This window comes from Pseudonocardia sp. UM4_GMWB1 (assembly GCF_017312155.1).
Taxonomy (GTDB): Bacteria; Actinomycetota; Actinomycetes; order Mycobacteriales; family Pseudonocardiaceae; genus Pseudonocardia; species Pseudonocardia alni.
The window spans coordinates 68854-94372 of record NZ_QJPN01000003.1; the positions used below are offsets into that span (position 1 = coordinate 68854).

General features: G+C 70.4%; 19 protein-coding genes and 3 pseudogenes. 16 read left to right on the top strand and 6 right to left on the bottom strand.

Annotated elements, in window-relative coordinates; genetic code table 11:
- Nucleotides 1–273 precede the first annotated feature (273 nt).
- Together DMP15_RS29555 and DMP15_RS29560 are read left to right on the top strand one after the other, a co-directional pair.
- Nucleotides 274–936 (top strand): ParA family protein, encoded by a 663-nt coding sequence (locus DMP15_RS29555; RefSeq protein WP_208622866.1) that lies wholly within the window; start codon nt 274–276, stop codon nt 934–936.
- Nucleotides 933–1868: a ParB/RepB/Spo0J family partition protein gene (locus DMP15_RS29560; protein ID WP_337826923.1), complete on the top strand. Its 936-nt coding sequence runs from the start codon at nt 933–935 to the stop codon at nt 1866–1868. Before DMP15_RS29555 ends, DMP15_RS29560 begins: the two co-directional genes overlap by 4 nt.
- A gap of 70 nt (nt 1869–1938) precedes the next feature.
- Here DMP15_RS29560 and dnaB read toward each other — a convergent pair whose 3' ends face one another.
- The 5 genes from dnaB to DMP15_RS29585 all read right to left on the bottom strand — a co-directional run bounded on the left by dnaB (nt 1939) and on the right by DMP15_RS29585 (nt 8687).
- Nucleotides 1939–3312 carry a replicative DNA helicase gene (dnaB, locus tag DMP15_RS29565; protein WP_337827001.1) on the bottom strand — a complete coding sequence of 458 codons (1374 nt, stop codon included), beginning with the start codon at nt 3310–3312 and terminating at the stop codon, nt 1939–1941.
- A 5-nt stretch (nt 3313–3317) separates the two neighbouring features.
- A complete protein-coding gene (locus DMP15_RS29570) occupies nt 3318–4064 on the bottom strand; it encodes a hypothetical protein (RefSeq protein ID WP_337826924.1) in 747 nt (248 codons plus the stop codon).
- 1531 nt (nt 4065–5595) lie between these two features.
- Nucleotides 5596–5820 carry a hypothetical protein gene (locus DMP15_RS29575; RefSeq protein WP_337826925.1) on the bottom strand — a complete coding sequence of 75 codons (225 nt, stop codon included), beginning with the start codon at nt 5818–5820 and terminating at the stop codon, nt 5596–5598.
- Nucleotides 5821–6033: 213 nt separating this feature from the next.
- Nucleotides 6034–7449: a hypothetical protein gene (locus DMP15_RS29580; RefSeq protein WP_337826926.1), complete on the bottom strand. Its 1416-nt coding sequence runs from the start codon at nt 7447–7449 to the stop codon at nt 6034–6036.
- 38 nt (nt 7450–7487) lie between these two features.
- Complete coding sequence (locus DMP15_RS29585) at nt 7488–8687, bottom strand: nucleoside hydrolase (RefSeq protein WP_337826927.1); 1200 nt, start codon at nt 8685–8687, stop codon at nt 7488–7490.
- Nucleotides 8688–9629: 942 nt separating this feature from the next.
- Between DMP15_RS29585 and DMP15_RS29590 the strand changes: the two genes are divergently transcribed.
- The 7 genes and pseudogenes from DMP15_RS29590 (at nt 9630) to DMP15_RS29620 (ending at nt 16053) form a co-directional block, all read left to right on the top strand.
- Complete coding sequence (locus DMP15_RS29590) at nt 9630–10943, top strand: hypothetical protein (RefSeq protein ID WP_337826928.1); 1314 nt, start codon at nt 9630–9632, stop codon at nt 10941–10943.
- Between the two features lie 60 nt (nt 10944–11003).
- Nucleotides 11004–11315 (top strand): annotated as a pseudogene (locus tag DMP15_RS29595) (transposase); the annotation flags it as partial.
- A gap of 512 nt (nt 11316–11827) precedes the next feature.
- The gene (locus DMP15_RS29600; RefSeq protein ID WP_337826782.1) at nt 11828–12898 is read left to right on the top strand and encodes an IS110 family transposase; all 1071 of its coding nucleotides are present in this window, start codon (nt 11828–11830) and stop codon (nt 12896–12898) included.
- Nucleotides 12899–12912: 14 nt separating this feature from the next.
- Nucleotides 12913–13746, top strand: a pseudogene (locus tag DMP15_RS29605) (IS3 family transposase); the annotation flags it as partial.
- Nucleotides 13686–15035, top strand: coding sequence for an IS30 family transposase (locus DMP15_RS29610; protein ID WP_443217716.1), 1350 nt, complete (start codon nt 13686–13688; stop codon nt 15033–15035). The pseudogene DMP15_RS29605 and the gene DMP15_RS29610, both read left to right, overlap by 61 nt.
- A 7-nt stretch (nt 15036–15042) precedes the next feature.
- Nucleotides 15043–15360, top strand: a pseudogene (locus DMP15_RS29615) (integrase core domain-containing protein); the annotation flags it as partial.
- Between the two features lie 141 nt (nt 15361–15501).
- Nucleotides 15502–16053 carry a MarR family winged helix-turn-helix transcriptional regulator gene (locus DMP15_RS29620; RefSeq protein WP_337826929.1) on the top strand — a complete coding sequence of 184 codons (552 nt, stop codon included), beginning with the start codon at nt 15502–15504 and terminating at the stop codon, nt 16051–16053.
- A 10-nt stretch (nt 16054–16063) separates the two neighbouring features.
- On the opposite strand, the gene asnB is transcribed toward DMP15_RS29620, so the two are convergent.
- Nucleotides 16064–17881 carry an asparagine synthase (glutamine-hydrolyzing) gene (asnB, locus tag DMP15_RS29625; RefSeq protein ID WP_337826930.1) on the bottom strand — a complete coding sequence of 606 codons (1818 nt, stop codon included), beginning with the start codon at nt 17879–17881 and terminating at the stop codon, nt 16064–16066.
- A gap of 229 nt (nt 17882–18110) precedes the next feature.
- On the opposite strand from asnB, the gene DMP15_RS29630 reads away from it, so the two are divergent.
- The 7 genes from DMP15_RS29630 (at nt 18111) to DMP15_RS29660 (ending at nt 25486) form a co-directional block, all read left to right on the top strand.
- Nucleotides 18111–19424, top strand: a complete 1314-nt coding sequence (locus DMP15_RS29630; RefSeq protein ID WP_337826931.1) for a phenylacetate--CoA ligase family protein — start codon at nt 18111–18113, stop codon at nt 19422–19424.
- On the top strand, nt 19421–21172 hold the full coding sequence (locus DMP15_RS29635) for a prenyltransferase/squalene oxidase repeat-containing protein (protein WP_337826932.1): 1752 nt from the start codon (nt 19421–19423) through the stop codon (nt 21170–21172). Before DMP15_RS29630 ends, DMP15_RS29635 begins: the two co-directional genes overlap by 4 nt.
- A gap of 26 nt (nt 21173–21198) precedes the next feature.
- Entirely contained in the window at nt 21199–21609 is a 411-nt protein-coding gene (locus DMP15_RS29640) for a hypothetical protein (protein ID WP_337826933.1), read from the top strand.
- On the top strand, nt 21606–21899 hold the full coding sequence (locus DMP15_RS29645; protein ID WP_337826934.1) for an acyl carrier protein: 294 nt from the start codon (nt 21606–21608) through the stop codon (nt 21897–21899). The genes DMP15_RS29640 and DMP15_RS29645 overlap by 4 nt, the downstream gene beginning before the upstream one ends.
- A gap of 92 nt (nt 21900–21991) precedes the next feature.
- Nucleotides 21992–22861 carry a hypothetical protein gene (locus tag DMP15_RS29650; RefSeq protein ID WP_337826935.1) on the top strand — a complete coding sequence of 290 codons (870 nt, stop codon included), beginning with the start codon at nt 21992–21994 and terminating at the stop codon, nt 22859–22861.
- Nucleotides 22858–24255 carry an amidase gene (locus tag DMP15_RS29655; RefSeq protein WP_337826936.1) on the top strand — a complete coding sequence of 466 codons (1398 nt, stop codon included), beginning with the start codon at nt 22858–22860 and terminating at the stop codon, nt 24253–24255. The genes DMP15_RS29650 and DMP15_RS29655 overlap by 4 nt, the downstream gene beginning before the upstream one ends.
- Before the next feature lie 40 nt (nt 24256–24295).
- A complete protein-coding gene (locus DMP15_RS29660) occupies nt 24296–25486 on the top strand; it encodes a 3-deoxy-7-phosphoheptulonate synthase (protein ID WP_337826937.1) in 1191 nt (396 codons plus the stop codon).
- Nucleotides 25487–25519 lie beyond the last annotated feature (33 nt).

Here is a 25519-nt window from a genome sequence, read left to right on the forward strand (position 1 = left end):
TCTCGCACGGCCTCGGCGCGCGTTGCTGGCGAGAAGCTTCGTTGGCGACCTCGACCCCCAAGCAGCGCTCCCGGTCCGGCAGCGCCAACATCGATAGGCCCCAGCTCCCAAGTCGACAGTGCGCTGACGGCGATAACCCGGTTATCGCGCGGCCCTGACTCAGAACCGCACACGCCGGGGGATGACCGCGGAGCGCGGACTTACAGCTGGCATCATCTGCTCTGACTTATCCGAAGTAGCGGCCCAACTCCGGGCCGTGAAGTCCACGGAGAGGTGGCCATCTTGGCCAGAGTTCATGCTGTGTGCTGCCAGAAGGGCGGCGTCGGCAAGACCACGATCACTGTCAACCTCGCTGCTGTCGTCGACCAGGTGCTCGGAGGTGACGATCCGTCCGTCCTGGTCGTAGGCACCGACCCGCAGCGATCGATGGACTGGTGGGCAAGCAGGGTCGGCGATGACATCCCATTCGCCTACACCGAGACCGACAGCCCCAGTGATCTGGAGAGGTTGCGAGACGCCGACTTCTCGCACGTGTTCGTAGACACCCCCGGCAGCCTGGAGAATGAGCACATTCTCCGGTCGGTCCTGAAGAGCGCCGACGACGCGATCGTCCCGATCACGACAGAGCCGCTCACCTTCGTACCTGCCGACACGACCATCACCCAGGTCATCGAGCCCCTGGGAGTCCCCTACACCGTGGTCGTGAATCTCTGGGATCCCCGCGACGGCCGGGTCGATCTCGACGACACCCTGACCTTCGCCCGCAAGAAGAACTGGCCGCTCGCGAACTCGGTCATTCGTCGTTACAAGATCCACAGTCGGGCGGCGGCAGAGGGTGTCGTCTGCACCCAGTACGCCAAGAGCCGTGTGGCCTTGGAGGCCCAGCAGGACATCCTGCGGCTGGCGCTCGAACTCGGCTACGGGCGCACCCGATGAGCGAGGCGGCCGCGAGCGGCGCGGACTCCGCAGTCGGGTCGTCGACGAAGAAGCGCAAGCGCGGGCGGGTGTCCTTCGGCTCCGACGTCTTCGCCGCGCAGGCCTCGCTCCAGGCAACACCGGATCCCGGCGTGTCCCAGCGCCGCATCCCGCTATCCGACCTGGCCCACAATCCGCGCAACCCTCGCTACGGGTACGACGACGACCCCGCGATTCAGGAGCTCGCCGACAGCCTCCGGGAGCACGGGCAGCTGCAGCCAGCGACGGTGGTCGCTCGGGATGTCTACCTCGCTCACTACCCGGAGGATGCGGATCAGATCGGGAGCGCGGCGTGGGTGGTCCTCATCGGGAACCGCCGGCTCGCGGGGGCCCGCTTGGCGGAGCTGCCTCACCTCGTCGCCTCGGTCGAGGACCGACTCGGGGGTGCGGACCCGATGCTGGCGGAGGCCACGCTGGTGGAGAACATCCACCGTCAAGACCTTCCCCCGCTGCTGGAGGCCCGCGAGCTTCAAGGTCTCGTGGAACGACATGGCTCGCAGCGCACGGCGGCGAAGCGGGTGGCGAAGACTCAGGCCTGGGTTTCGCAGCGGCTGTCGCTGCTCAAGCTCACCCCTGACCTGCAGGAGAAACTCCGCATCGGCGAGATGTCGGTGAAGGAAGCTCGAACCGTGGCCTCGGCATCGCCGGAAGAACAGGCGAAGAAGCTGGAGGCGTTGCGTCGTCAGTCGACGGCGGGGGAGCGCGCTCGACCTTCCGGCACTGAGTCGCCGGACCAGCCCGCGAACGACTCGCCTTCTCCCGCTCCAGCGGCGGACCAGCCCGATCGGGATGCGGCTGTCGACGTCGACAAGATCGCGCGCCGCCTGCGTCGACAGCTCGACGACGACGGACTGCAGGCTCTGATCGATGCACTGACAGCGCTCCGACACTGAGGCGATAACCCGGTTATCGCCGCGCCGTACGCGGTGGAGCGATAACCGGGTTATCACCATCGGCCGAGCCTCAGCCGTGGGCGAGGTCGGAGAACCGGCTGTAGTGCAGCTGGTGGGCGACGGTGATCGTCGTGGTCGGGCCGTTACGGTGCTTGGCCAGGATCAGGTCGGCCTCACCGGCGCGCGGGTCGTCCTGCTCGAACGCGTCGGGGCGGTGCAGCAGCACCACCATGTCCGCGTCCTGCTCGATCGAGCCGGACTCACGCAGGTCGGACAGCATCGGCCGCTTGTCGGTGCGCTGCTCGGGACCACGGTTCAGCTGGCTCATCGCCACCACAGGGACCTCGAGTTCCTTGGCCAGCAGCTTGATCTGCCGGGAGAACTCCGAGACCTCCTGCTGACGGGACTCGACCTTGCGGCCCGAGGTCATCAGCTGCAGGTAGTCCAGGATGATCAGCTTCAGGTCGTTGCGCTGCTTCATCCGGCGCGCCTTGGCCCGGATCTCCATCAGCGTCAGGTTCGGCGAGTCGTCGATGTAGAGCGGGGCCTCGGAGATCTCCGACATCCGCCGCGCCATCCGCGTCCAGTCCTCGTCCGACATCCGGCCGGCGCGCATGTCGGCCAGCCGGATCCGGGCCTCCGCGGACAGCAGACGCATGACGATCTCGGACTTGCTCATCTCCAGGGAGAAGAACGCGCTGGTCATGCCGTTCTTGATGGAGCAGGAGCGGGCGAAGTCCAGCCCCAGGGTCGACTTGCCCAGACCCGGCCGGGCCGCGACGACGACCATCTGGCCCGGGTGCAGACCGTTGGTGACCTGGTCGAGGTCGGCGAATCCGGTCGGCACACCCGTGGACTGGCCGCCCCGGGAGGCGATCGCGTCGATCTCGTCCATCGTGGGCTGGAGGAGCTCCTCCAGCACCGTGTAGTCCTCGGTGGTGGTGCGCTCGGTGACCTCGTAGACCGCGGCCTGGGCCCGGTCCACCGCGTCGTCGACGTCGCCGCCGTCGGCACCGTGGTAGCCGAGCTGCACGATCCGGGTGCCGGCCTCGACCAGCCGCCGCAGGACCGCCTTCTCGCCGACGATCTCGGCGTAGTACGCCGCGTTCGCCGCGGTGGGCACGGTCGCGATGAGGGTGTGCAGGTAGGGCGCGCCGCCGAGGCGGACGAGCTCACCGCGCCGCTGCAGCTCCGCCGAGACCGTCACCGCGTCCGCGGGCTCGCCACGGCTGTAGAGGTCCAGGATCGTCTCGTAGACGGTCTGGTGGGCGGGCCGGTAGAAGTCCTCCGGCTGCAGGACCTCCACGACGTCGGCGATCGCGTCCTTGCTCAGCAGCATGCCGCCGAGCACCGACTGCTCGGCCGTGAGGTCCTGCGGGGGCTGACGGTCGAACGTGTCAGGTGGTGCGCCGGAGTCGCCACTCTTGTCATAACGCGCGGACATGGCGGTCATCGGAGCCTCCGGTGAGCTCGTGGGAGAGGCCGGGAGGTGCGTTCGGCCCGTGCCCGGGCGAGCGCGCGCTCGTGAGCAGTTCGCCCTTCATCGAGGGCGTTGCTCTCGTGGTTGCGCGGTGAGCTGGTGTCCGGCGAGGCGCTTGAGGCGGGCCCGCCCCCGTGACCATCCGCCGGATCGAGCAGCGGGGGAGTGGCTGTGCGGCGGCTGCGCCCTTCGTCGAGCGCGCGGCTGATCCGGCGGTAGTAGCGCTTGCTGCTTTCGACTGTGGCGACCTCGGCGGCGGGGCGGACAGCGTTGCGGCGGGCGGTGAACTCGGCGGCCCACTGACGGACGATCGCAGAACGGGCGGCGCGGTGGTCGTCGCTGCTGATCTGCAGGTCGGTGGGGGACAGGTCGGTGGCGCCGTAGGGCAGTCGTTGGGCGGCGGCGTGGCCGCGGACCAGGGCGGCCGAGCGGCGCCGGCGGGAGTCGACGGTGGGTGAGACGAGCGGGCCGTGTGCGTCGCGCCACCAGCTCAGGCGATGGCGTAGCCAGCCGTCGGGCCTGCGCAACTGGCCAGCTGGGCAGCGGTGGACAGGGGTGGCGCGGCCGTCCTGCCGGGGCCGGTACTCGAGGGCGTAGCGCAGGTCGTTGTTGGTCCAGCCGGCTTCCCACCAGCTCCGGACGATGGCGCGGATCCAGCGGGGTGTGAGTCGCCGTAGCGCGGGGTCAGATCGCAGCTCGGCGGCGGCAGCCAGCATCTCCGCTCTGGTCACTGGCACCCGGTTCCCGAAGTAGCCGCCCTGCTGTTCGTCCTGGCCCGGCCCGGCAGGGCCGTAACTACCTGGAGAAGGGGGCTTGACCTGGGGATTGTGGATGCGCGTGCTCGCGCGCGTAGGAACCACAGATTCAGTCTTTGAAAGATTATTAGGTGAGTGGGTTGGGGTCCAAGTTGTGTCCTGTCTGCTCCCTGCAGCAGCCACGGATGGCCCGGGTGCTACGGCCGGAGGCAGCGTCGGGATGGCCCTGTCAGTGGCCTCCACAGCTGGAACACGCAGCTGGTAGACCGCTGCCCGATTCCCGCTCAGATGTTGCAGGGCCATGGGTCGATACTGCGGAGTGGACCCTCCCTCGACGCGTAGCAGCCAGCCCTGGCGCTGCAGCTCGGCGAGCCAGGCAGCAGTCGAGCTTCGACGCCAGCCGCTGGACCGCTGGAGACGGTCCCAGGTCGGCCAGCTGGTGTGGGTGTCCCAGTCGGCTCGCCGAGCTAGCTCGGCGAGCAGGCCACGGAGCCGGCTGGCAGCGTCACGTCGGACCTGCTGATACCAAGAGGAGGACAGCAGCCCTCGATACCAATCCAGCGCCGTACGGGGGATCAGGGACTCAGCTAAACCCAGGGACCCGGATTCCTGTAGCTCGCCGGAGGAGCCGGATCCGTTGAACTCTGCGGGGGACGCCTCGCCACCGCTGGCGAACCAGCACCCGCCGCAGACCACCGAGCGCAGCGGAGTATCCCGCTCAGTCCCGGAGCGCCGTCGGCAACTGATGCACAGCTGGGGGGTTGGAATGGCGACGCCATCCCCGCCCATCGAGATGACCGAGGAGACCACCTCGTCGAACAACGCTCGCTGCTCGACGAGGAGAGGTGTTGGCGGGGAGTTGTGCGAGGTAGGACCGGTAAACGGGTACCCGGCAACGACAGGTCGGCGTCGCAGAGACGCCACTGAGGTGCCGCTGGCAGTCGGGCACGACGAAGTCGTCCCGTGTCTGTCATGGTCGCCGCCCGGTCCAGGGTGTATCCTGGACACGCGAAAGCGCCCCTTCTTCGCAGGTGGGGGATTGGCCCCGGTTCGCCGGGGCTACGGCGTCAGGCGGGTGCATGACCGACTGACGCGAGAGCGATAGCGAGGCGGCCCCCTGGCCGGGGGGCCGCCTCGATCTCGTTACGAGGCCTTGTCTAGAGGCAGCTCCAACTCGTTCTGCGTCGCACGCTCGCGCGGGGACAAGCAGTACTCGGGTATGGGAAATCCAAGAGCTTCGCCGAACACCTTCGTGACGGCGTCGCCTACGGCGATCCCGTCACGAAGGGCGATGGCCTCAGCGGCCTCGCGCATCGGACGGGGGAGACGGACGTGAGTCGCGACTCGGTCTCCTCGATGCGGTTGCGGCATGGGGGATTTCTACCCGATCAGAGCAGTCAGAGGGAACGCGACGCGCCGAATCCGATTCCGGTTTGCTGTCGACCGCTAGTCCGGCGGCTTAGGTTCGGGCGGGTGGTCGACGTTCCGAGGTTCAGCGGACGTCGCCTTGTCGGCGAACCCAGTGGGCCAGCAACGGGCCGGGTACGTCGGCGTGCACGACGGGGACGCCCTCGAGTTCATCCAGGTCCGGTAGCAGGTCCGTAGGCAGGATCCACGTGACGTCGTCGGCGAGGTTGTGGCGGCGGAGGCGCGACAGGACTGGGCGGCCCGCGCATAACGAGCGGGCCGCGACCTGGGGGTCGGTTTCCGTGCTCATGACATCAGTGTGAGCGGTCGGGACATGATGGTTGCGGCGGCGCGCGGGCAAACCTGCCCCCCGGTGCGGGTCAGGTCGGCGATCACGCAGCTTGGGTCGTACCGAGCGTTGGTGCAGGTCACTGCGTGGTACCGGCGCTGCATCCAGCTCATCGGCGCAGCGTGACACGGTGCACCGACACTTTCGCTTGGCGGGCCGAGCGCTCGTTGCGGATCAGTAGCCGCTGTCGTAGCCGGAGGGCCGGTCTTGATCAGGTCGGTTCTGCAAGGGGTCGACCTGTGTTCCGGTGTCTCGCCGCGGGGGCCGTGTGGCGGGTGTCGCTGGTGTGCGCGTCTGCTCCTGCGTATCGGCGGCGATGCCGCGGCGGGCGGCGTCGACGGCGCTCCTGAGGTGCTGCATCGCTGTCTGGAAGCTGGGCGGCTCATGGGGTGTCGGCCCGTCGTGGCGGGCGCTGCCGGCGTCGACGTGGTCGGGGAGGGAGTGCTCCGGTGTTGTGGGGAGCAGTGCGATCCAGTGCTGCGCCGGTTCGGCGGGGTCCAGGCCAGCGACGACGAGCTGGTCATAGATCTGGGAGAGCAGGGCACGGTCGCGGCGCCGGACGAACGCATCGAGCACCTCGGTGAGGCCCGGGTCGCGCTGGGGGGCCACGGTGATCCAGGCGCGGATGTCCTCGGCGAACGCGGCGATGGCGTGCATGCGTTCGGGCTGGGTCTGCTGGGCCTGTGGTCCGGTCCAGCGGGGCCGGGCTTGCACGGCGGCGTCGTGCACGGCGAGTAGTGCCGCTACCTTGACCGCTTCTCGTACGCGGGCGTCGCGGTAGGGCGGGGTGACGAGTGCGGGGTTGTATCCCCGCAGCGGCGCCGGCTGGAGGCGTTGCGGTCCCTGGACCGGGCCGGTGGTGTCGATGGCGGCGGGGCTGGTGTCAGGGCCGTGCAGGGTGTGTTCGATCGCGGCGACGGCTTCTGCCGCGCCGAGGGTCAGCTCGGGTTCGGCGGGGAGCTCGGCCAGGGGGTAGCCGCGCCAGCGTGTGTCGGCGGGTTGGTGCAGGGCGTAGCCGGTCTTGTTGCCGGGGTGCGGGTCGTCGGGGTGGGTGCCGTGGATGGCGTAGCGGCCGTGGACCTCCACGTCGGGGTAGGCGGCGTTGTAGAGCTCCTGGATGGTGCCCTTGAACGAGTTGTCGACGAAGGTGAGCACCCCGCCAGCGGTGGGGACGCCTGCGTCGTCGAGGTAGTCCGACAGGGCCTGGAACGCCCCTAGGGTGGTGGCGGGATCGATCCGGTCCCGGACCCGGAATGCCTCCACAGCGTGGAAGCGGGCGCCGGTCCGGTGTTCGAGGTCGGTCAGGGCGGCGTCGACCACGGCGCGGGACAGCACGATCTCGACCGTGTGGGTCTCGGCGAAGTCGGGGTCCAGGCCCCGCACGGCGGTGGCGTAGGGGTGCCCGTCGCGGCCGAGGAACACGATCCGAGCGCCGCGCTCGTCGACGTCGCGGTGCAGGTCGGGCAGCATCTCGGCGGAGACCGCGGTGACGAACTGGGCGTGGTGGGTGTGAAACACCCGGTAGGCGCGGGCGATCGCGTCGCGCTCGACCTCGGTGTGCAGCCCGTAGGCGTGTGCGATCGTCGCCACGCTGTCCGGGCCGCCGGGTGTGCCGGGGCGTGGGGTGCTCAGGCCGGCCGCCGCACCCCGGCCACGGCCCCGGCCCCGGCCCCGGCCCCGGCCCCGGCCCCGGACACCACACCAGCACCGGCCCGGGCCCCGGTGCCGCTCAGGTCGACGGTGGCCGGGGTGGCCGGGTCGAGGGCGTGTTCGAGCCAGGTCATGAAGGCCGGGTAGTCCGCGCTGCGGCTGACCCGCAGCCCCGTACCCGCTGCCCCACCCGCGTCGCTGGTGTCGGGGATGCTCCAGCGGCCGATGTCGTCCATCACGATGCGCGCGGTCGCGCTGCGCACGTACGGCAGCCCGAGCGCGGCGGACAGGGTCAGCGCGTCGTGCTGCAGCGTCGAGTCGTGGTGGTCGCGGTACCAGCGCTGCAGGTGCCCCTCCAGCAACACCGCCCACGACTCGGCACGGCCGGCAAGGCGCCGGTGCAGCGGGTGGGTGGCGTGCACGGCGATCTGCTCGGTAAAGGTGGTGTCGGACAAGACGAACCGTGGCTTGGCCAGGCGCCCGTCGGCGACCGCGGCCAGCACCCGGCGGGCGGCGTCGACGTCGAGACGAATGTTGTGCTCGGCCCGTTCCGGGCGCCGGTAGTGGATCGCCCCGCCCATCTGGGTCACCTGCAACCGGGCGGCGATCTCGGGGAGGTGATCACACACCTCGGCCAGGTTCGACAGGGGCGCCATCCCGACCCACCGGATCGGCCCATCGCAACGGCCGGCGAGCTCGGCGACCGCGGCCAGCACGGCATCTCGGCCACCGGGGGGAGGGGCGACAGTGGCCGGGATGAGGTCGGCGACGCAGAAGTAGTCGGTGTGTCCGGTCGTCGCGCCGGCGGCGACCGCGACGTCGCCGCGTCCGATGGTGTCGAGCAGGTGCCGGGCGAATCGGGCCCGCTGCCCGTATCCCCGCCCAGCAGGGTGGGTGGCGCGGTGGTTGGGGCCGGTCTCGTCGGCGGTGAGCACCAGGGCGAGTTCGCGACTGTGGCGGGCGGCCGCGACCAGGGCGAGGGCGTCATCGGCGTCGCCACCGATGTCGGTGTCGATGATGATCGGCGCCCCCACCGCGGGAACGCGGAGCTCGGCGGTCTGCAGCTGGGCCGCGGTGTCGGCGAGCGTGGTCTGGGGCAGCCGGCGCCCCAGCGCGATCATGGCCTCGCGGTGCTCACGCACCTGCTCGGCCGACAGGTCGTCTTCCGGGCCGCTCATCGGTGCCACCTCCCGATCTAGGTTCATTCTAGCGGCTTCGTAGTGCCGAACCCGGCTCACAACGCGGCTAGCGGGGGCAGGTCTCTGACCGTTCGGGGCCAGACTGTGGTGCTGGTACCCGCTGCGCATGATCGGCAGACGCCGATCATCGGGATCCTCGGCCAGCTACGGGCCGAAACCTCGACGGTCACAGTGGCTCGACAGCCGCCGCCCCGCACGGTCGCCAACCCCCCCCCGCGACCACGGCCCCTCGTCATCGACCGGGGCGATCCTCAGTGACCACGGTGGAGCCATTCCCAGTCGGTGCAGCTCAGGTGCGGCGCCACCACCAGGGAAGTGACGGGTCGACGGTGGGATTGTTCAGAGTTATGTCCAGGAACCGGGCGTCGAGCTGGGTGATCTGGCTGCGGAGCGATGCGCGACGATGCCGAGGTAGGGCGTGCAGAGCCTGCTCGAGGACATCTCGGCTGAACGGGCCGATGAACTGGACCCAGTCGTTGTTCTCTCGCTGGAGCGTCGAACGTGGCTTGAGGGTGACGCGACGCCACGAGAGAAGATCGGTGCGGACGCTGCCCGAGGTGAGCCGTGGTCGGTCGAGTCGGTCGAGCGCCCGGCTGGTCGAGAGCGGAACACCGCGTATCGCAGTCGGGCGCGGCTGACGCTGGTTTCTCGCCCGTACCTGGGCGGGGCGCCTACGCGGCATGGACCTTACGGATCGGAGCCATGCCTCCAGCCTCCCAGGATCCGGCAGTCGGGAGAAAGTTCAGGGGAGTCTGCCCTGTTCAGGGCCGTCTCCCGCGGGCGGGTCTGCCTCGATTCGGTCGTCGTGGGCGACGCACCTGGTCACTTCCGCCTGTGCGGCTGAGACACGCGATAATCTCCCGTTATCTGACCTATCCCGCGATCGCGGGCGCAGGTCCATGTCCAGGGAAGGGGCCCCGGATGAGCGTGGAGAAGGCCACCGATGCCCGCCCGGGCACCGACATGGGCCCCGATGCGGGCGCCGCGGCCGAGCCCGGGGTCGAGCTCGACACCGCGCTCGACACCGCGGTGCTGCCCGGTGGCGTCGCGGCCGCGGCCGCCCGGGCCGCGTCGCTGGCCGCGCTGGCCGCCCGCGCCGACGCCCACGCCACCGCCGCGCGCGCACCGCGCACCCGCGCCGCCTATGCGGGAGACTGGGCGCACTTCTCCCGCTGGTGTGCCGCAGCGGGGCTACCAGCGTTGCCGGCGGCGGTGGACACCGTGCGGCTCTACCTGGCCGACCTCGAGGCCACCCGCACCGCAGACGGGCAGGCGGTGTTCTCCCCGGCCACGATGGGCCGGCGCCTGGCCGCGATCGCCGCCGCCCACCACGACGCCGGCCACCCGTCCCCGACCCGCGACCCGGCCGTCGGTGCGGTGCTCACCGGGATCCGCCGCACCCGCGCCCACGCCACACACCAGATGCGCCCGCTCCTGCTGGACGACCTGCGCACCGTGCTCGCGGACATCGAGTTCGGGACGTGGCCGGCCGGGCTGATCGGCGCCCGCGACGCCGCCGCGCTGCTGATCGGATTCACCGGAGCGCTGCGCCGCAGCGAGCTCGCCGCCCTCACCGTCGCCGACGTGTCCTTCCACCCCGCCGACGGGCTGCACGTACACATCGCCCGGTCCAAGACCGACCAGACCAGTCGCGGCGCGACCGTGGTGCTGCCCTACGGCGCCCGGGCCGGGACCTGCCCGCCGTGCGCGGTGCTGCGCTGGATGGGGCTGCTCGCCGCCGCCCCGCACGGCCGCCCGGCCCTGATGCGCGCCGTCCTGGCCACCCCGCCCTGGCCCGACCTGGGCCACCTGTTCCCGCACCCCGACCCCACCGACGACCGCGCTGGTGACGCACGCACCTCCACGCCCGCCGACGCCGGCGCCGCGGGAACTCACGGGCCGGCGGCCCGGTCGTTCCGGGCCCCGGCACCCACGCTGGCGGGGCACACACCGCTGCTGCGGGCGATCCGCCGCGGCGGCACCCTCACCGACACCCCGATGACCGGCGACGCCCTGCACGCCATGGTCCGCCGCCGCGCCGAAGCCGCGGGCCTGCCGGGCCCGATGGGATTCCACTCACTGCGCGCCGGGTTCGTCACCACCGCCCGCCGCAACGGCGCCGACCACCGCTCGGTACGCCGCCAGACCCGCCACACCAGCGACGCCATGATCGAGACCTACGACCGCGACCACGCCCCGCTCGTGGGCAATGCCGTGACCCGGCTGGGCTTGTGAACGCTCTGAGTCGCTCTGGGTCCGGTGGAGGCTCCTGGCCTTGGAAACGAGGATGGAGTCATGCCGTCAGAACGAACTGCGGGCAAGCCCACGACGCGGCGGTACTCGCAGGAGGAGAAGGCCGCGGCGGTGCGGATGGTCCGCACGCTGCGCGCTGAGCTGGGCCACGATCACGGTGTGGTGAAGCGGGTGGCCGATCAGCTCGGTTACGGCGCGGAGTCGGTGCGGTTGTGGGTGCGCCAGGCTGACATCGACGACGGCCACCAGCCCGGCGTGTCCACGGACGAGGCGGCCCGGGTGCGTGAGCTCGAGCAGGAGGTCCGGGAGCTGCGGCGGGCCAACGAGGTGCTCAAGCGGGCTGCGAGTTTCTTCGGGTCAGTGCCACGATGATCATGCCTGGCGGGGTTCGCTCCTTTCTTCGGCGCCCGCCGCGGTAGTGGTTGACCACGGGGTGGTTTCTCGGCGATGTGCGGCCCCGCCAGGCGTCCGGATCGCCCGAGCGCGTGGCCTGATAGGAGCGTGCGCTCGGCCCAACTGAGGCGTGCCCGTTCTCGGGCGATGCGGAGGACCGAACGCTCGAACGTCAGGAGTCCGGAGTCTCGTGGTCATGATCGGAACCGACTCACACAAGCGCACCCATACCGTCGTCGCCTCAGTGCCACGATGATCATGCCTGGCGGGGTTCGCTCCTTTCTTCGGCGCCCGCCGCGGTAGTGGTTGACCACGGGGTGGTTTCTCGGCGATGTGCGGCCCCGCCAGGCGTCCGGATCGCCCGAGCGCGTGGCCTGATAGGAGCGTGCGCTCGGCCCAACTGAGGCGTGCCCGTTCTCGGGCGATGCGGAGGACCGAACGCTCGAACGTCAGGAGTCCGGAGTCTCGTGGTCATGATCGGAACCGACTCACACAAGCGCACCCATACCGTCGTCGCCCTCAATGAGGTCGGCCGCCGCCTCGGCGAGCTCACCGTGGCCGCGACCTCGGACGGGCACTTGAAGCTGCTGGCCTGGTCGGCCAAGTGGGGTGAGGTCGCCTTCGCGCTCGAGGACTGCAGGCATCTGACCCGCCGTCTGGAGCGGGATCTGCTCGGCGCGGGCGCCCGAGTGATACGCGTACCGACCCGGCTGATGGCCGGAGCACGCCGTGGTGGTCGGGAGCCGGGCAAGTCTGACCCCATCGACGCCGAGGCCGTCGCGCTCGCCGCGCTGCGGCACGACGACCTCCCGGTCGCTGAGCTCGACGGGCCGGCCCGCGAGGTCCGGCTCCTGGTCGATCACCGCCGAGACCTTGTCGCCGAACGCACCCGCATCCAGAGCCGGCTGCGCTGGTACCTGCATGAACTCGACCCGACCCTGGCCGTGCCCAGCCGTGGGCTGCGCCGATTCTGCGTCATGGACGCCCTCGCCGAGACCCTGGCCGGACACAGCGGAGTGCTCGTGCGCGTCTGCCGTGAGCAGCTCGCGCGCTGCCGCGAACTGACTGTGCAGATCAACGGACTCGAAGGCGAACTGCGCACGCTGATGCGGCGCCTGGCCCCGACGCTGCTCGCGCTGCCCGGATGCGGGGTGCTGTCCGCCGCGACCCTGTTCGCTGAAACCGCCAGGGCCAGCAGGTTCCGCTCCAAGGACGCCTACGCCCGCTTCACCGGTACCGCCCCGATCCCGGTCTGGTCAGGCAACACCGCCGGGAAGGTCCGGCTCAACCGCGGCGGCAACCGCACCATGAACTGCGCCCTCCACATGATCGCCGTGACCCAGACACGCGGCATCGGACCCGGCGCCGTCTACGTCGAGAAACTCACCGCAGCGGGCAAGACCCGCACCGAGGCGCTGCGGCTGCTCCGCAGACGGCTCTCCGATGCCGTCTTCGCAGCCCTGCGCGCCGACGAGCCAGCGCACAACGCTGTGACGGCAAGGCCTGCCGAATCGGAGCATGACGATCTTGTGGTTGCGGCTTGACATAGGAGCATCGCGGAGCTCGACCGCCAGTACCGCAGATAGTGGAGTTCATCGACGCCCACCGTGACGAGGTCGTGGAGGGGCGCCGGCTCGGGGTCGAGCTCATCTGCCGTGTGCTGCAGGTGGCCCCGAGCAGCTACTACGCGTCCAAGACCCGCCCGGCCTCGGCGCGGGCCAGGCGGGATGCCGAGCTGACCCCGCTGCTGGTCGGGTTGTGGGAGAACAACTACCGCGTCTACGGGGCGCGCAAGCTCTGGAAGGCGGCGCGGCGCGCCGGCCTGGATGTCGGGCGTGATCAGGTCGCCCGCCTGATGCGTACGGTGGGGATTGAGGGCGCACGCCGGACGAAGCGGGTCCGCACCACGCGGGCGGATCCGGTCGCGGCCCGGCACCCGGACCTGGTCGAACGCCGGTTCCGGGCCGAGGCGCCGAACCGGTTGTGGGTCACCGACCTGACCTACGTGCCGACCTGGGCCGGCGTGGCCTACGTGTGCTTCATCGTCGACGCCTTCTCGCGGATGATCGTGGGCTGGCGGGTCGCCGGGCACATGCGCACCAGCATGGTGCTCGATGCGCTGGAGATGGCCCGCTGGTCGCGCGGTGCCCGGCTGCCGGATCTGCGCTGTCACAGCGATGCGGGAGCCCAGGGCGGATTCAACTGGTCGTCGCAACACCTCGATCATGGAGGTGTTCGGCAGTGGCGACGAAGGACTGGATCGCGAAGACGAGCGAGGTGCCCGAAGGGGCTAGACGTCAGTGGCGGGCGGATCGGGCGTTGCGGCCCCCGATGCGTTCGCCTGGGCGGCCCGAGCCCTCGCGTGCGGTGCAGCGGCAGTTCTGGCGGTTGATCGCGACGGGCATCACCTCAGCCGAGGCGGCGCTGAAGGTGGGCGTGTCTGTGCCGGTCGGCGCACGGTGGTTTCGCCACGCTGGCGGTATGCCTCCGATCTCACTGGCCGAGCCCAGCGGCCGCTACTTGTCCTTCGAGGAGCGTGAGGAGATCGCGATCCTGCACGCCAAGAACACGGGAGTGCGCGAGATCGGCCGGGCGATCGGGCGTGACCCGGGGACCGTCTCTCGCGAGCTGCGTCGCAACGCGGCCACCCGGGGAGGGAAGGCGGAGTACCGAGCGCTGGTGGCGCAGTGGAAGGCCCAGCAGGCAGCGAAACGACCGAAGACCGCGAAGCTCGCGAGCAACGACGAGCTGCGGGAGTACGTGCAGGAGCGGCTCGCTGGGGGCGTGCGCCGGCCGGACGGCAGCATCGTCGTTGGGCCGGAGCCGCCAGCATGGAAGGGGCTGAACAAGCCGCATCGGCAGGATCGGCGGTGGGCGACCGCGTGGAGTCCGGAGCAGATCTCGCACCGTTTGAAGGTCGATTTCCCGGATGATGAGTCCATGCGCATCAGCCACGAGGCGATCTACCAGTCGCTGTTCATCCAGGGCCGTGGCGCGCTCAAACGCGAACTCGTCGCCTGCCTGCGAACAGGACGTGCGCTGCGGCAGCCGCGGGCTCGCGCGCAGAATCGCCCGCAAGGACACGTCACCGCCGATGTCGTGTTCTCGAAGCGCCCCGCAGAGGCGGCGGACCGTGCTGTTCCCGGGCATTGGGAAGGCGACTTGATCATCGGCACCGGTCGCTCCGCCATCGGCACGATCGTAGAACGCAAGAGCCGCTCGACCCTGCTGGTGCACTTGCCGCGGCTGAACGGCTGGGGTGAGACCCCGCCGGTCAAGAACGGTCCCGCGCTGGGCGGATACGGCGCCGCGGCGATGAACGCCGCCCTGACCATGTCGATGACGACGCTGCCCGAACAGCTCCGCCAGACGCTCACCTGGGATCGCGGCAAGGAGCTCTCCGGACACGCCCAGTTCGCGCTCGAGACAGGCACGAAGGTGTTCTTCGCCGACCCCCACTCACCCTGGCAGCGGCCGACGAACGAGAACACCAACGGGCTTCTGCGGCAGTACTTCCCGAAGGGCACAGATCTCTCGCGCTGGTCCGCCGAAGATCTCGAAGCCGTCGCCCTCGCGCTCAACAACAGGCCCCGCAAGAGCCTCGACTGGAAGACCCCCGCCGAAGTGTTCGAAGAGCAGCTACGCTCACTCCAACAACCCGGTGTTGCAACGACCGGTTGAACCCAGGCAGTTCACATCGGTGCGCTACGGCGAGCGCCTGGCCGAGATCGGCGCGGTCCCGTCGATCGGCAGCGTCGGGGACTCGTTCGACAACGCCCTGGCCGAGACCGTGAACGGCTACTACAAGGCCGAGCTCATCCGCGGTCCCACCCGAGACGGTCCGTGGAAGACCGTTGAGGACGTCGAGCTCGCGACACTGGGCTGGGTGCACTGGCACAACCATCAGCGCCTGCACGGCTACCTCGACGACCGGCCTCCGCACGAGTACGAGCAGGCGTTCTACGCTGCCCACCGGGACGACCAACAGCCGGTCGGAATCCCATAGCGCGGGTCTCCATCAGACCCAGAGCGGCTCAGGCAGCCATCTCAGCGCGATCGCGGTCTGCAAGATCCGCGAACGCGCCTCGCACGGCGGGCGCCCGGGCGGGGCGGCCCGACTGCCTTAACCGAGCCTTAGCCTGGGCGTATGGCTTCGGCGACTAATCCCTCTGCCCCCTACGACAAAATCGACGCCATCGCGGCTGCCTGGTTGCGGGAGCGCCCCGGTACCCCGGTCGGAGGTATGCAGGTCGTCACCCGGGTTTGGCAGCTCGCCAAGCTGTTCGGTGACGCACGACGGCGGGTGGTTACCGAGGAGGGCGCCGACCTAGCGACCCTCGACCTGCTGAGCACTTTGCGGCGGGCCGGTCAGCCATACGAGCTCAGTACCCGTGAGCTTGCCCAGCAGAGCATGGTGACGGCGGGAGCGATCTCGCAGCGGCTGGCCCGCGCCGAGCGCGACGGCCTCATCCGCCGCACCCGTGCCTCCGGCGCGCGGACCGTCGTCGTCACCCTGCTCGACGACGGGCACCGGCTGGTCGAGCGTCTCGTCGGTCGGGTGGCAGAGACCGATGAGTCCCTCCTTGCGGGGCTGAGCGAGGACCAACGCCGGAGTCTGGACGCGTTGCTGACCCAGGCCCTCGACGACCTGTACCGGCGATTCGGGTCTCAGTCAGTGACGCACGTAGGGCTCGAGTAACCAGGACCTGTTACGGCAGAGTCAGGCCGTACCGCGAGAGCCAGAGATCCAGGCTGACCGCTGTCTCCATCCCGTTGCGCTGCAGCTGGGATCCGAACGACCCGGCCGGCTCGTCGAGCATCACCTCCAGCCCGCCCCGGTCGATCACATCCAGTGCGGGCGAACCGGTATCGAGCAGGTGACGGACGCGCTCCCGGAGGTCCTTCTCGTAGCGCCTGTCCGCAGTCGTCGGGTATGGGCTCTTGCGCCGGTGGACGACGCTGTCCGGGAGTAATCCCTCCGCGGCGCGGCGGAGAAGTCCCTTCGGCTCGCCGTCAAGTGCTTTCCAGGACCACGGAACATTATAGACGTAACCCACAAGTGCCTTGTCGCAGAACGGCACCCTCACCTCAAGACCGGCGGCCATGCTGAGTCGATCCTTACGGTCCAGAAGAATTGGTAGCCATCTCGTTAGGTTGAGGTGAATCATCTCGCGCATGCGACGTTCATGCGGATCGTCTCCGTCCGCGTGCGGAACCTCCGATTGTGCGTCGCGGAGTCGACTAGCGCGATATTCGTTGAACTGCACCTCCCGTCGGAACTCCTCGGTGAGCAACTCCGGTGGAGCGGCCTGCATGCGCGACAGCCAGGGGTAGGTGTCGCGCCGCACGTCCGGGTCCTCGAACCAGACGTACCCACCGAAGATCTCGTCCGCCGACTCGCCGGACAGCGCGACCGTGGAGTGCCGTCGGATCTCCCGGAACAGCAGCAGCAGCGACGTGTCCACGTCGCCGAACGTGAATGGGGAGTCGTTCGCCTCCAGGACTCCCAGCCGAGCCTCCGACGACATCAGCTCGTCCGCATCGATGCGGATGGTGCGGTGGTCGGTACCAAGGTGCTGCGCCACCTGCTCGGCGTACGGGGAGTCCCGCGCGGGCCGGAACTCGTCGGACCGGAAGTCCTTGTCCGCGCCGACGAAGTCCACGGCGAACGTCCGCAACGCGTCGATGCCGACGGCGGGGTCGGCGAACGCAGCGATCAGGCTCGAGTCGAGCCCACCCGAGAGCAGCGAGCACAAGGGCACGTCGGCCACCGTCTGCTGCCGGACCGCGCGGCCCAGATGCTCCCGCACCGTGTCGACTGTGGTCGGCAGGTCGTCGGTGTGTGGACGACGTTCGAGCTGCCAGTAGCGCAGGGTCCGGACACCGTTCGCGCCCACGACCTGCATCGTTCCCGGCTCGATCTCGCAGATGTCGCGGAAGGGCGTGACGGTCGGCGTACCCATCAGGCCGAGCAGGTCGGCGAGGCCGTGCGGGTCGACGTTACGGCCGACGTCTGGGTGCGCCAGCAGGGCCTTCGGCTCGGAGCCGAACACGATCCCATCCGCCGTGCGGGCCACCGAGAGTGGCTTGACCCCTAGCGGATCGCGAGCGAGGAGCAACTTCTGCCTGCGGTCGTCCCAGAGAGCGAACGCGAAGATCCCGTCGAGGCGCTCGACGAACGCGTCGGACCACTCCAGGTAGGCCCGAAGCACGACCTCGGTGTCCGAGCGGGTGCGGAAGGCATGACCGCGCGCGGTCAGCTCCCGCCGCAGGTCGTCGAAGTTGTACACCTCGCCGCTGTAGCTGAGCACGACGTGCGGCGCGGCCGGCGTGTCCGCCATGGGCTGCACGCCACCCTCCAGGTCGATGATCGCGAGACGCCGGTGCCCGAGGACCGCGTGCCGTCCGTGCCACGCACCCTCGGCGTCTGGCCCCCGACAGGCGAGCGGGTCGAGCATCCGGTTGATCACACCGGCGGACGGATCGGTCGGTCGACCGAGGTCGACCCATCCCGCAATACCGCACATAGAGCCTCCCGATCGAGTTTCACGGCAGTGAGAGAACCCGAGTAAGGAGCTGGCGTCAAGCGACGGAGAATTGAACTCAAAACGAACTCGAGTTCAGGATCAAGTGACGTGCGCCATAGAGGTTGTAGTTGATCATTTAGATCTATACGTTGAAGTCGATTCCATTCGCTAGGGTGTTCAATGTGTTTGTCGAGCATCCGCGGGAAAGACAAATCGGGGGCTGTGTCGGATGCTGATCGCCGATGAGCGCAGAATGACGATTCTCAGGGAAGCGCAGGCTGAGTACGCGCCACCACGCAATACGATCCCGGAGCCGGAGTACTACGAGTCTCGGTTGAGGTCGTCCTGGGACCGGGCGCGCCGCAGCGCGGCGTACCGCGGCCTCCCGGACTTTTCGATGCGGGAGTTCGAGAACCTCCCAATCACGACGAAGGGCGCGCTCAAGGCCGCACCGCTGGACTTCACGACCGTCGAGCTCGGGGCGAGCCACAAGTATTACGAGACCACCGGGACGTCCGGCCGTCCGACTCCTACCCCCCGCCTGGTTGAGGACGTCATCTGGAACGTCGTCTCGGTCGCGGAAGCGTGGCGGGACGTCGTCGAGGACGGCGACCGGGTTGCGATCCTGCTCCCGTCGGACTTGGTCCCCGTCGGGGACCTGGTCGTCGGCGTGTGCGAGTACCTGGGGGTGTCGCACGTCCGGGCCTACCCGTTCACGACCGGGATCGCCGACTGGGACCGGATCGCCGAGATGTGGCGCACCTTCCGCCCCACGGTCGTGTTCGTCGCACCCGGCGTGGCAATGCACATGACGCGTCTGGCGAAGAGCCGGGGCGAACTCGCCGACCTGCGGTCGTCGACGCGTGTGCTGATGCTGCTCGGCGAGGTCAGCACGGAGCCGTTCCGGGACCGGCTCGGGCAGTGGTGGGGTGGCGAGGTCCACGACGCCAGCTACGGCAGCACCGAGACTGGGACGCTCGCCGCGACGTGCGCCCGGAGCAGGCTGCACCTGCTGCCGTCCGCTGCGTACTTCGAGCTTTCCGACGGGACCTCGACCACCCCCGCACGCGGCTCCGGTGCCGGCAACCTAGTCGTCACGCCGTTGCGCTTACACGCCCGCCCGCTGCTGCGGGTGGACACCGGCGACGTCGTCGACCTCGAGGTCGGGTGCCCGTGCGGCAGCGCCGTGCCGATTGTGCAGGTGCACGGCCGGGCCGCCGAGGAGATCACGGTGAGCGGTGTCGCACTGGCGGTGCGGGACGTCGAGACGATCGTATTCGGCAGCGCCCCGGTGACCACCTACCTCGTTGAGGTCGACGAGACGCGTGACTGCGCCCGCCTCTTGCTCGAGCGGGATGTCGACAGCGATCGGGAACAGGAGCCGCTCCTAGCGGACCGGATCCGGCGCCACTCGCAGGAACACCTCGGGCTCGAGTGGGACGACGTCGTCTTCCTCAACTCGCTGCCTGCCGCCGCGAAAAGCGGTGCGTCGCAGAAGAGCTGGAAGCGCTCCAACGTCCGGTTCGTCGGAGCCGACCGATGATCGCGCCGAAGTCTCTGCGGATCGCGCGTGCTCCCGCCGGACCGGGGCAGGGTACCGGCGAGCCGGATCTATGGTGCACCTACGCAGCGGTGCGCACACTTGGCTGGCTGGACCGGCTCCCCGACGTCCGGGCTCCCGAGTCGACCGCGCGCTACCTGCGGTCGCGGCGGAACGCCGACGGCGGGTACGCATGGAGCCGAGGCATGGCCTCCGACGCGTGGGCCACGTTCTACTGCACCCAGGCGCTGCGCGACCTCGGGACCCCGGTCGACGACACGGCCGCGACCGAGGAGTGGCTGGGCGCCACCTGGACGGGGCATGCCTACGGGATGCAGCCCGGGCAGCACGCCGACGTGTGGGCGACGCATTTCTCGGTGAGGACCCAGGTCCGGGTGTGCGGGGGCCCGGTCCCCGACCCGGAGGCGCTGCAGTCCTGGCTGGGCGGCCTACAGGACGCCGATGGAGGTCTGTGCTGGACCCCCGAGCACGCGGCCAGGGGCCGGGGTCCGGACGTCCGGGCCTGCTACTACGGCGTGGTCGCCTGGCTCGAGGCCGGCCTCGGCGGCAAGGCGCCGTGGGACGTCGACCGCCTCGTCGCGTGGATGCGCGGCATGCAGGGCGACGACGGCGGGTTCCGGCTGCACGTGAATGCCGGTACGCCGTGCCTGTGGGCGACCTACCGGGCGACCGGCGCGCTGCACGCGCTGGGGGCCGGGCCGACCGACCCGGACGGCTGTGCGGCCTGGATCGACGCCCGTCGTGCGGAGGGCGGTGCCTTCGTCCGCTGGCCGGGGTACGACCAGGAGGACGTCTGGGCCTCGTTCTGCGCGGTCGGAGCGCTGCGCGCGATCGGCGCGACGACGGCGGACGTCGCTGACACCGTTGTCGACCGGATCGGCGAGTTCGCGTGCGACACGGGCGGTTACACCTATGTCCCGCCGGCCCGTGCCGGCGACGCGCTGAGCACAGCCGCAGCCGTGCTGACCGAACCGGACGACCCGCAGGCCCCGGAGCTGCGTCGTTGGCTGGAGGACTGCCGGCTACCCAACGAGGACGGCGTCATGTACATGCCAGGCCGGGGGAGCGAGGTCCGCTGCACGCTGTGGGCGCTCGCCGCCGGCGCACACGAGTCGGACCTGGAGGCACTGGCCGAAGTTGCCGCCTGGGTGGGTGAGTTGCAGAACCCCGATGGCGGTGTCGGCTACTGGGAGGGACGCGGCTCCGACCTGGTCTCGACCGTGGCCGCCCTGGAGATCCTGCGCCTGACCGGGTCCGCGCCCGACGCCATCGTCGACACCGAGCTGCTGCGCGATTTCGTCCGCTCCTGCCGCCACGGCTCCGCGCACGACGACACCGGGTACGGCAACGTCCCGGGTGGCCCGGCTCGCCTCCGCTCAGGCCTGCACGCGCAGCGGGCACTGCACCTGCTGGGCGACGACCGGGCTGGCCCGGTCTGCGCGTTGCTCGCTCGGCACGAGGTCCGCGGCGGCGGGTTCGCCGACTCCGGCAACCGCATCCCCGACCTGCTCTCGACCTACGAGGCGGTGGTTACGGCCGCGCGGTTCGGCCTCCCGCTGGACCGGGACCGGTTGCGAGTGTTCGCCGACCGAGTCGGCGGCCCGAACGGAACGAGCTGGAGTCCGCTGGCCCCGGACGACGGCGGTCCGCTGGCCCGCTGCCTGGGAGCGCTGCTCGGCCGCTGGCTGACTGATCGCGGAGCGCCGCCACCCGCACTAACGCTGTCCTGAGCCCGGGAGCCCGCAAGGAGTCGACCATGCCGACCATCGACATCGAGACCGCGCCGGCACTGTCCGGGCGCGAACGCCGCGGAGTCGCGGTCCGCCTGACTCGCTGGCTGACCGACCGGGGGGTTACCGCGGCACACGTCATCGTCCGGTTCGCCACCGCCGAGCCGTCCGCGATCCACTCCGGTGGCCTGCCGATCGAGACCCTCGCCCGCGGCGACGGCCTACACCACGCCACCGTCGTCTGTCGGATCGCGCCCGACCGCGACCGGGAGTTCCGTGACGGCCTCGCACACGCCTTGGCCGAGGCACTGCACAGGGACGAGCGGACCGCCCTATTCACAGTCGAGTTCCGCGTCACTGACCCGTCCGAGGTCTACCTCGGCAGCGGGTCGGAGCTGCGCCAAGCCGCCACCATCGCCACAGGAGGACACACATGAGCACCACCCTGAACGAGGACGTCATCGGCCGGGTCCGGTCGGTCGTCGCCACCGCGCTCAAGGTCGATCTCGATCCGGTCGGTGCCGACGACGACCTGGCCGAGGCTTTGGGCGGACGCTACGACAGCCTCGCCGCGCTGGAGGCCGTCACCGCGGTCGAGAACGAGTTCGGGCTCGAGGTCGACTTCGTCTCCGACGACGTCCGGCACTGGTTCTCCACCATCGGGCGGATGTCCGGCTTCGTCCGCGAGCGCCTGGAGGACCGCGCGGCCCTGGGCGGGCCCCGATGATGGGGGAGACGCGTTTCGAGACCTCCGGGACGACGGGACGACCCCGCGGCTGGAACCGCACCCGTGAGCAACTCGACGCCGAGGTGCGACTCGTGTCCGAGACCGTGCTCGGGCCGGTCGACCGGATCGTGTGCTTCGCCCCGCCGCGACACCTCTACGGCACGTTGTTCGGACGGATCCTCCCGACACTGCTCGGGGTGCCGGTCACGGACGCGTGGGCCGACCCACTCGCGCCGCCTCCAGTGCTGACGGGCCGCGTCCTGCTGGTCTGCCTGCCCGCGACCTGGCCGGTGCTGCAGCGCAGCCCCGGCCGCCTGGACGCCGCCGATGAGGTCGTGGCGCTACACAGCACAGCCGCCGTGCCGCGAGCCGCCCACGAGGTGGCCGCCCAGTGTCACGCGGTGGAGCTGCTCGGCTCGACCGAGACCGGCGCCGTCGCCCACCGCCCGATCACCGCTGAGGGAGATCCGCACGAGCCGTGGCAGCTTCTACCGGATGTGCAGGCCGACCTCGACGGCACTCACGAGCGTCTATTGGCTGTGTCCGGACCGCGCCTGGCCCGGCCGGACGGGGCGGCCCACCCGCCCGAGGTGATCACGATGCCCGACGTGGTGCGGCCGGATGGCGACCGCCGGTTCGCGCGGCTCGGCCGGAACGCCGGAATGGTGAAGGTAAACGGCCGCCGGTGCCTGCTCACCGACATCGAGGAGTACGTCCGCCGCGCCGTTCCGGGGTGCGACGCCGTTGCCGTGCCGACCCCCGACGCTATACGCGGCGAGCACTACTGCCTGTACTACAGCGCGGCGGACACATCGGAGGCGGAGCTGCGTACCCGGTTCGCGGCCGTCGCGCCGGCCGGCACACCCGCTCCGCACACCATAACGAGGCTGGACCGGGTGCCACGGCAAGCCTGGGGCGAGCTCGCCCATGAGCGTCTGCGCGCTGAGCCGGTGATTACGTGAGCGCCGCCGTTCCGAACCTGCCGCGACCGGCCGACCAGCTGGCCGGCTACGCGGTCGGAGCGTTCCGGCCGGACGCGGCACCTCCGACGCCGCCTCCGGAGATCATGATGGCGCTCGCCGACCGGATCCGGGCCCGTCGCTCCGGCGAGCTGTCAGCTCAGAGATGGCGCGATGTCGACGACGCCTGGTTTCGCGTCGCCGACCGCCGCTACAACGCCGTCGTCGCCCGTCACCCGTTGCCGCTGCAGGCGCCGCCTCTCCGGATCGGGGTGAAGGACACCGTCGACGTGGCCGGGTTCCCCACCACGCTGGGCCTGCGCCACCACCGCCACCATCCGCGCGAGACCGTTGGCGCCCTGCGCGAACTGGACCCCGGTCTCGCGGCCGTCGTGGCCAAGGTCGTCACGACAGAGCTGAACATCGGCGTCGGATCCGGATGCGTGAACCCGTACATCCCCGACATCGACCCGGCGGGATCGAGCACCGGCGCAGGCGTGGCCGTCGCGGCCGGACTGTGCGACCTGGCTCTCGGCACCGACGTGCTCGGATCCGTCCGCTGGCCGGCCGGCCACACCGGGACAGTCGGGCTGCGCACCACCCACCGTACGTCGGCGCTGAACGGGGTGTTCCCACTGTGCCCGCCGATGGACGCGCTGGGCTGGGTCGCCCGGTCGGCCGAGGACCTGGCGGTCGCAGCCGACGCACTCGCACCCCGGGTCGCCGGACCGAGCGGCCCGAACGGTTCGCCTCCGGTCACCGTCGGGGTCGTCGCGGAGGCGCTCGACGCCAGCTCGCCCGTCATGGCCGCCGCCGCCCGGGCTGCTGAGCAGCTCCTCATCGCGGTCGGCTACCGCACCCGCGAGGTCGAGCTCGGCAATCTGTGGGACGCCCGAGGACCGGCGTGGGAGCTGTGCGCCCGCGAGGCATGGGACGCCTACCTCATCTGGCGGGACTGGATCGACGTCGAGCTGAAGGAGTCCACACACACCGCGCTCGAGGTCGGGTCTGAGGTCGGTGACGACAGGTACCGCACGGCACTGGACAGCCTGCGTGGACACCGCGCGGGCATCGGCGACCGCTTCGAGGCTTCCGGCGCCGACGTCTGGCTGATGCCGCTGGACCCGAACCCGCCACCGAGCGTCGCCCGGGCGAGATCCACCACCTCGACGATCCCGCGCCGGGGGGACGACGACTACGCGTACCGGGTCGGCTTCACCCCGGTGGCGAGCTTCGCAGGCCTGCCCGCGCTGACGCTGCCGGTGCGCCGGGGGGAGTCCGACGGCGCACCGTTGTGCGTGCAGCTGGTCGGCCGGCCAGGCGCGGACCACGCGCTGATCGGACTCGCCCGCGCGATCGAGAGGCATCGACCCGACCTGCATTTCGTCCCGAGTTGACCAGCGTCATCCGGCTCTCACGCCGTCGAGGGGAAACACCATGTCATCCACCCACCTGCTCCGCGCGGCCATGGCCGCACACCAACCCGAGTGGTACTCGCTCGATCTGCTCCGCACCGTGCTCGGCGAGCTCGCCGGCCGGCCCGGACTCGTCCGCCCTGCGGCTTGCGCGACGCTGCGGGGCGAGCTCAGCCGCGCCGGTCGCGGCGAGGCGTTCGTGGTGCAGGCAGGTGACTGCGCGGAGAGGTTCGCCGACGCGTCGTCCGGCACCACGCGGCGCAAGATCGACCAGTTCGACGCGTTGACAGCCCGGTCCGTGGCGGCGGGAGGGATACCGGTCGTCCGGATCGGGCGGATCGCCGGCCAGTACGCCAAGCCCCGGTCCACTCCGACCGAACAGCTCGCCGACGGCAGATCCGTCCCGGTCTACCGTGGCGACGCGGTCAACGGTGAGCGACCAGACCCGGCGGACCGCCGTGCCGACCCGGCCCGCCTGCTCGACGCCTACGACCGCTCCGCCGACGTGCTCGACGTGCTCGACGGGCACGCCGTCGGCGGCGGCGAGCCGGTGTGGTCCAGCCACGAAGCGTTGCTGCTGGAGTACGAGGAGAGCCTGGTCCGGCCCGACCGGGAGGGAGGGCGGCTCGGGTCGTCCGGGCACCTGCTCTGGGTCGGCGACCGGACCCGCCAGCTTGACCACGCGCACGTGGACTTCCTGCGCTCGGTGCGCAACCCGGTCGCGGTCAAGATCGGCCCGTCGGTCGCCCCGGGGGACGTCACGGCGCTCGTCCGCGCCCTGGACCCCCAGCACGAAACGGGCCGACTCACGCTGATCGCCAGGATGGGGCGTGACCGGGTCCGCGAGCACCTCGATCGGGTACTCGCCGAGCTCGGCGAGCGGGCCCGGGACGTGGTCTGGCTGGTCGACCCCATGCACGGCAACACGCTGGTGAACCGCGCAGGGCAGAAGACCCGGGTCGTCGGCGACATGGTCGATGAGATCGACGACGCAGCCGGGGTGCTCAGCACACACGGGTGCCTGCTCGCGGGCGTGCATCTCGAGACGACCCCCGACCCGGTCGCCGAGTGTGTCGCCACGCACGAAGACCTCGTCGCACGATCACCGCTGCCGGAGTACCGCAGCGCCTGCGACCCACGACTTGGGCCTACCCAGGCGGCGACAGTCGTGGAGCACGCGGCACGGGCCGCCAGACGCACGCGTACAATTTAGATCTAAATTTAGATCGTCGACGTAGGGACCCTC

Bases quoted from the DNA above. Each gene is read 5' to 3' on its own strand.
- DMP15_RS29610 (WP_443217716.1), top strand. From the start codon at position 13,686: ATGCGTTCGCCTGGGCGGCCCGAGCCCTCGCGTGCGGTGCAGCGGCAG.
- DMP15_RS29590 (WP_337826928.1), top strand. From the start codon at position 9,630: ATGAGCGTGGAGAAGGCCACCGATGCCCGCCCGGGCACCGACATGGGC.
- DMP15_RS29640 (WP_337826933.1), top strand. From the start codon at position 21,199: ATGCCGACCATCGACATCGAGACCGCGCCGGCACTGTCCGGGCGCGAA.
- DMP15_RS29575 (WP_337826925.1), bottom strand. From the start codon at position 5,820: ATGAGCACGGAAACCGACCCCCAGGTCGCGGCCCGCTCGTTATGCGCG.
- DMP15_RS29645 (WP_337826934.1), top strand. From the start codon at position 21,606: ATGAGCACCACCCTGAACGAGGACGTCATCGGCCGGGTCCGGTCGGTC.
- asnB (WP_337826930.1), bottom strand. From the start codon at position 17,881: ATGTGCGGTATTGCGGGATGGGTCGACCTCGGTCGACCGACCGATCCG.
- DMP15_RS29630 (WP_337826931.1), top strand. From the start codon at position 18,111: ATGCTGATCGCCGATGAGCGCAGAATGACGATTCTCAGGGAAGCGCAG.
- dnaB (WP_337827001.1), bottom strand. From the start codon at position 3,312: ATGTCCGCGCGTTATGACAAGAGTGGCGACTCCGGCGCACCACCTGAC.
- DMP15_RS29635 (WP_337826932.1), top strand. From the start codon at position 19,421: ATGATCGCGCCGAAGTCTCTGCGGATCGCGCGTGCTCCCGCCGGACCG.
- DMP15_RS29585 (WP_337826927.1), bottom strand. From the start codon at position 8,687: ATGAGCGGCCCGGAAGACGACCTGTCGGCCGAGCAGGTGCGTGAGCAC.
- DMP15_RS29560 (WP_337826923.1), top strand. From the start codon at position 933: ATGAGCGAGGCGGCCGCGAGCGGCGCGGACTCCGCAGTCGGGTCGTCG.
- DMP15_RS29620 (WP_337826929.1), top strand. From the start codon at position 15,502: ATGGCTTCGGCGACTAATCCCTCTGCCCCCTACGACAAAATCGACGCC.
- DMP15_RS29660 (WP_337826937.1), top strand. From the start codon at position 24,296: ATGTCATCCACCCACCTGCTCCGCGCGGCCATGGCCGCACACCAACCC.
- DMP15_RS29570 (WP_337826924.1), bottom strand. From the start codon at position 4,064: ATGCTGGCTGCCGCCGCCGAGCTGCGATCTGACCCCGCGCTACGGCGA.
- DMP15_RS29600 (WP_337826782.1), top strand. From the start codon at position 11,828: ATGATCGGAACCGACTCACACAAGCGCACCCATACCGTCGTCGCCCTC.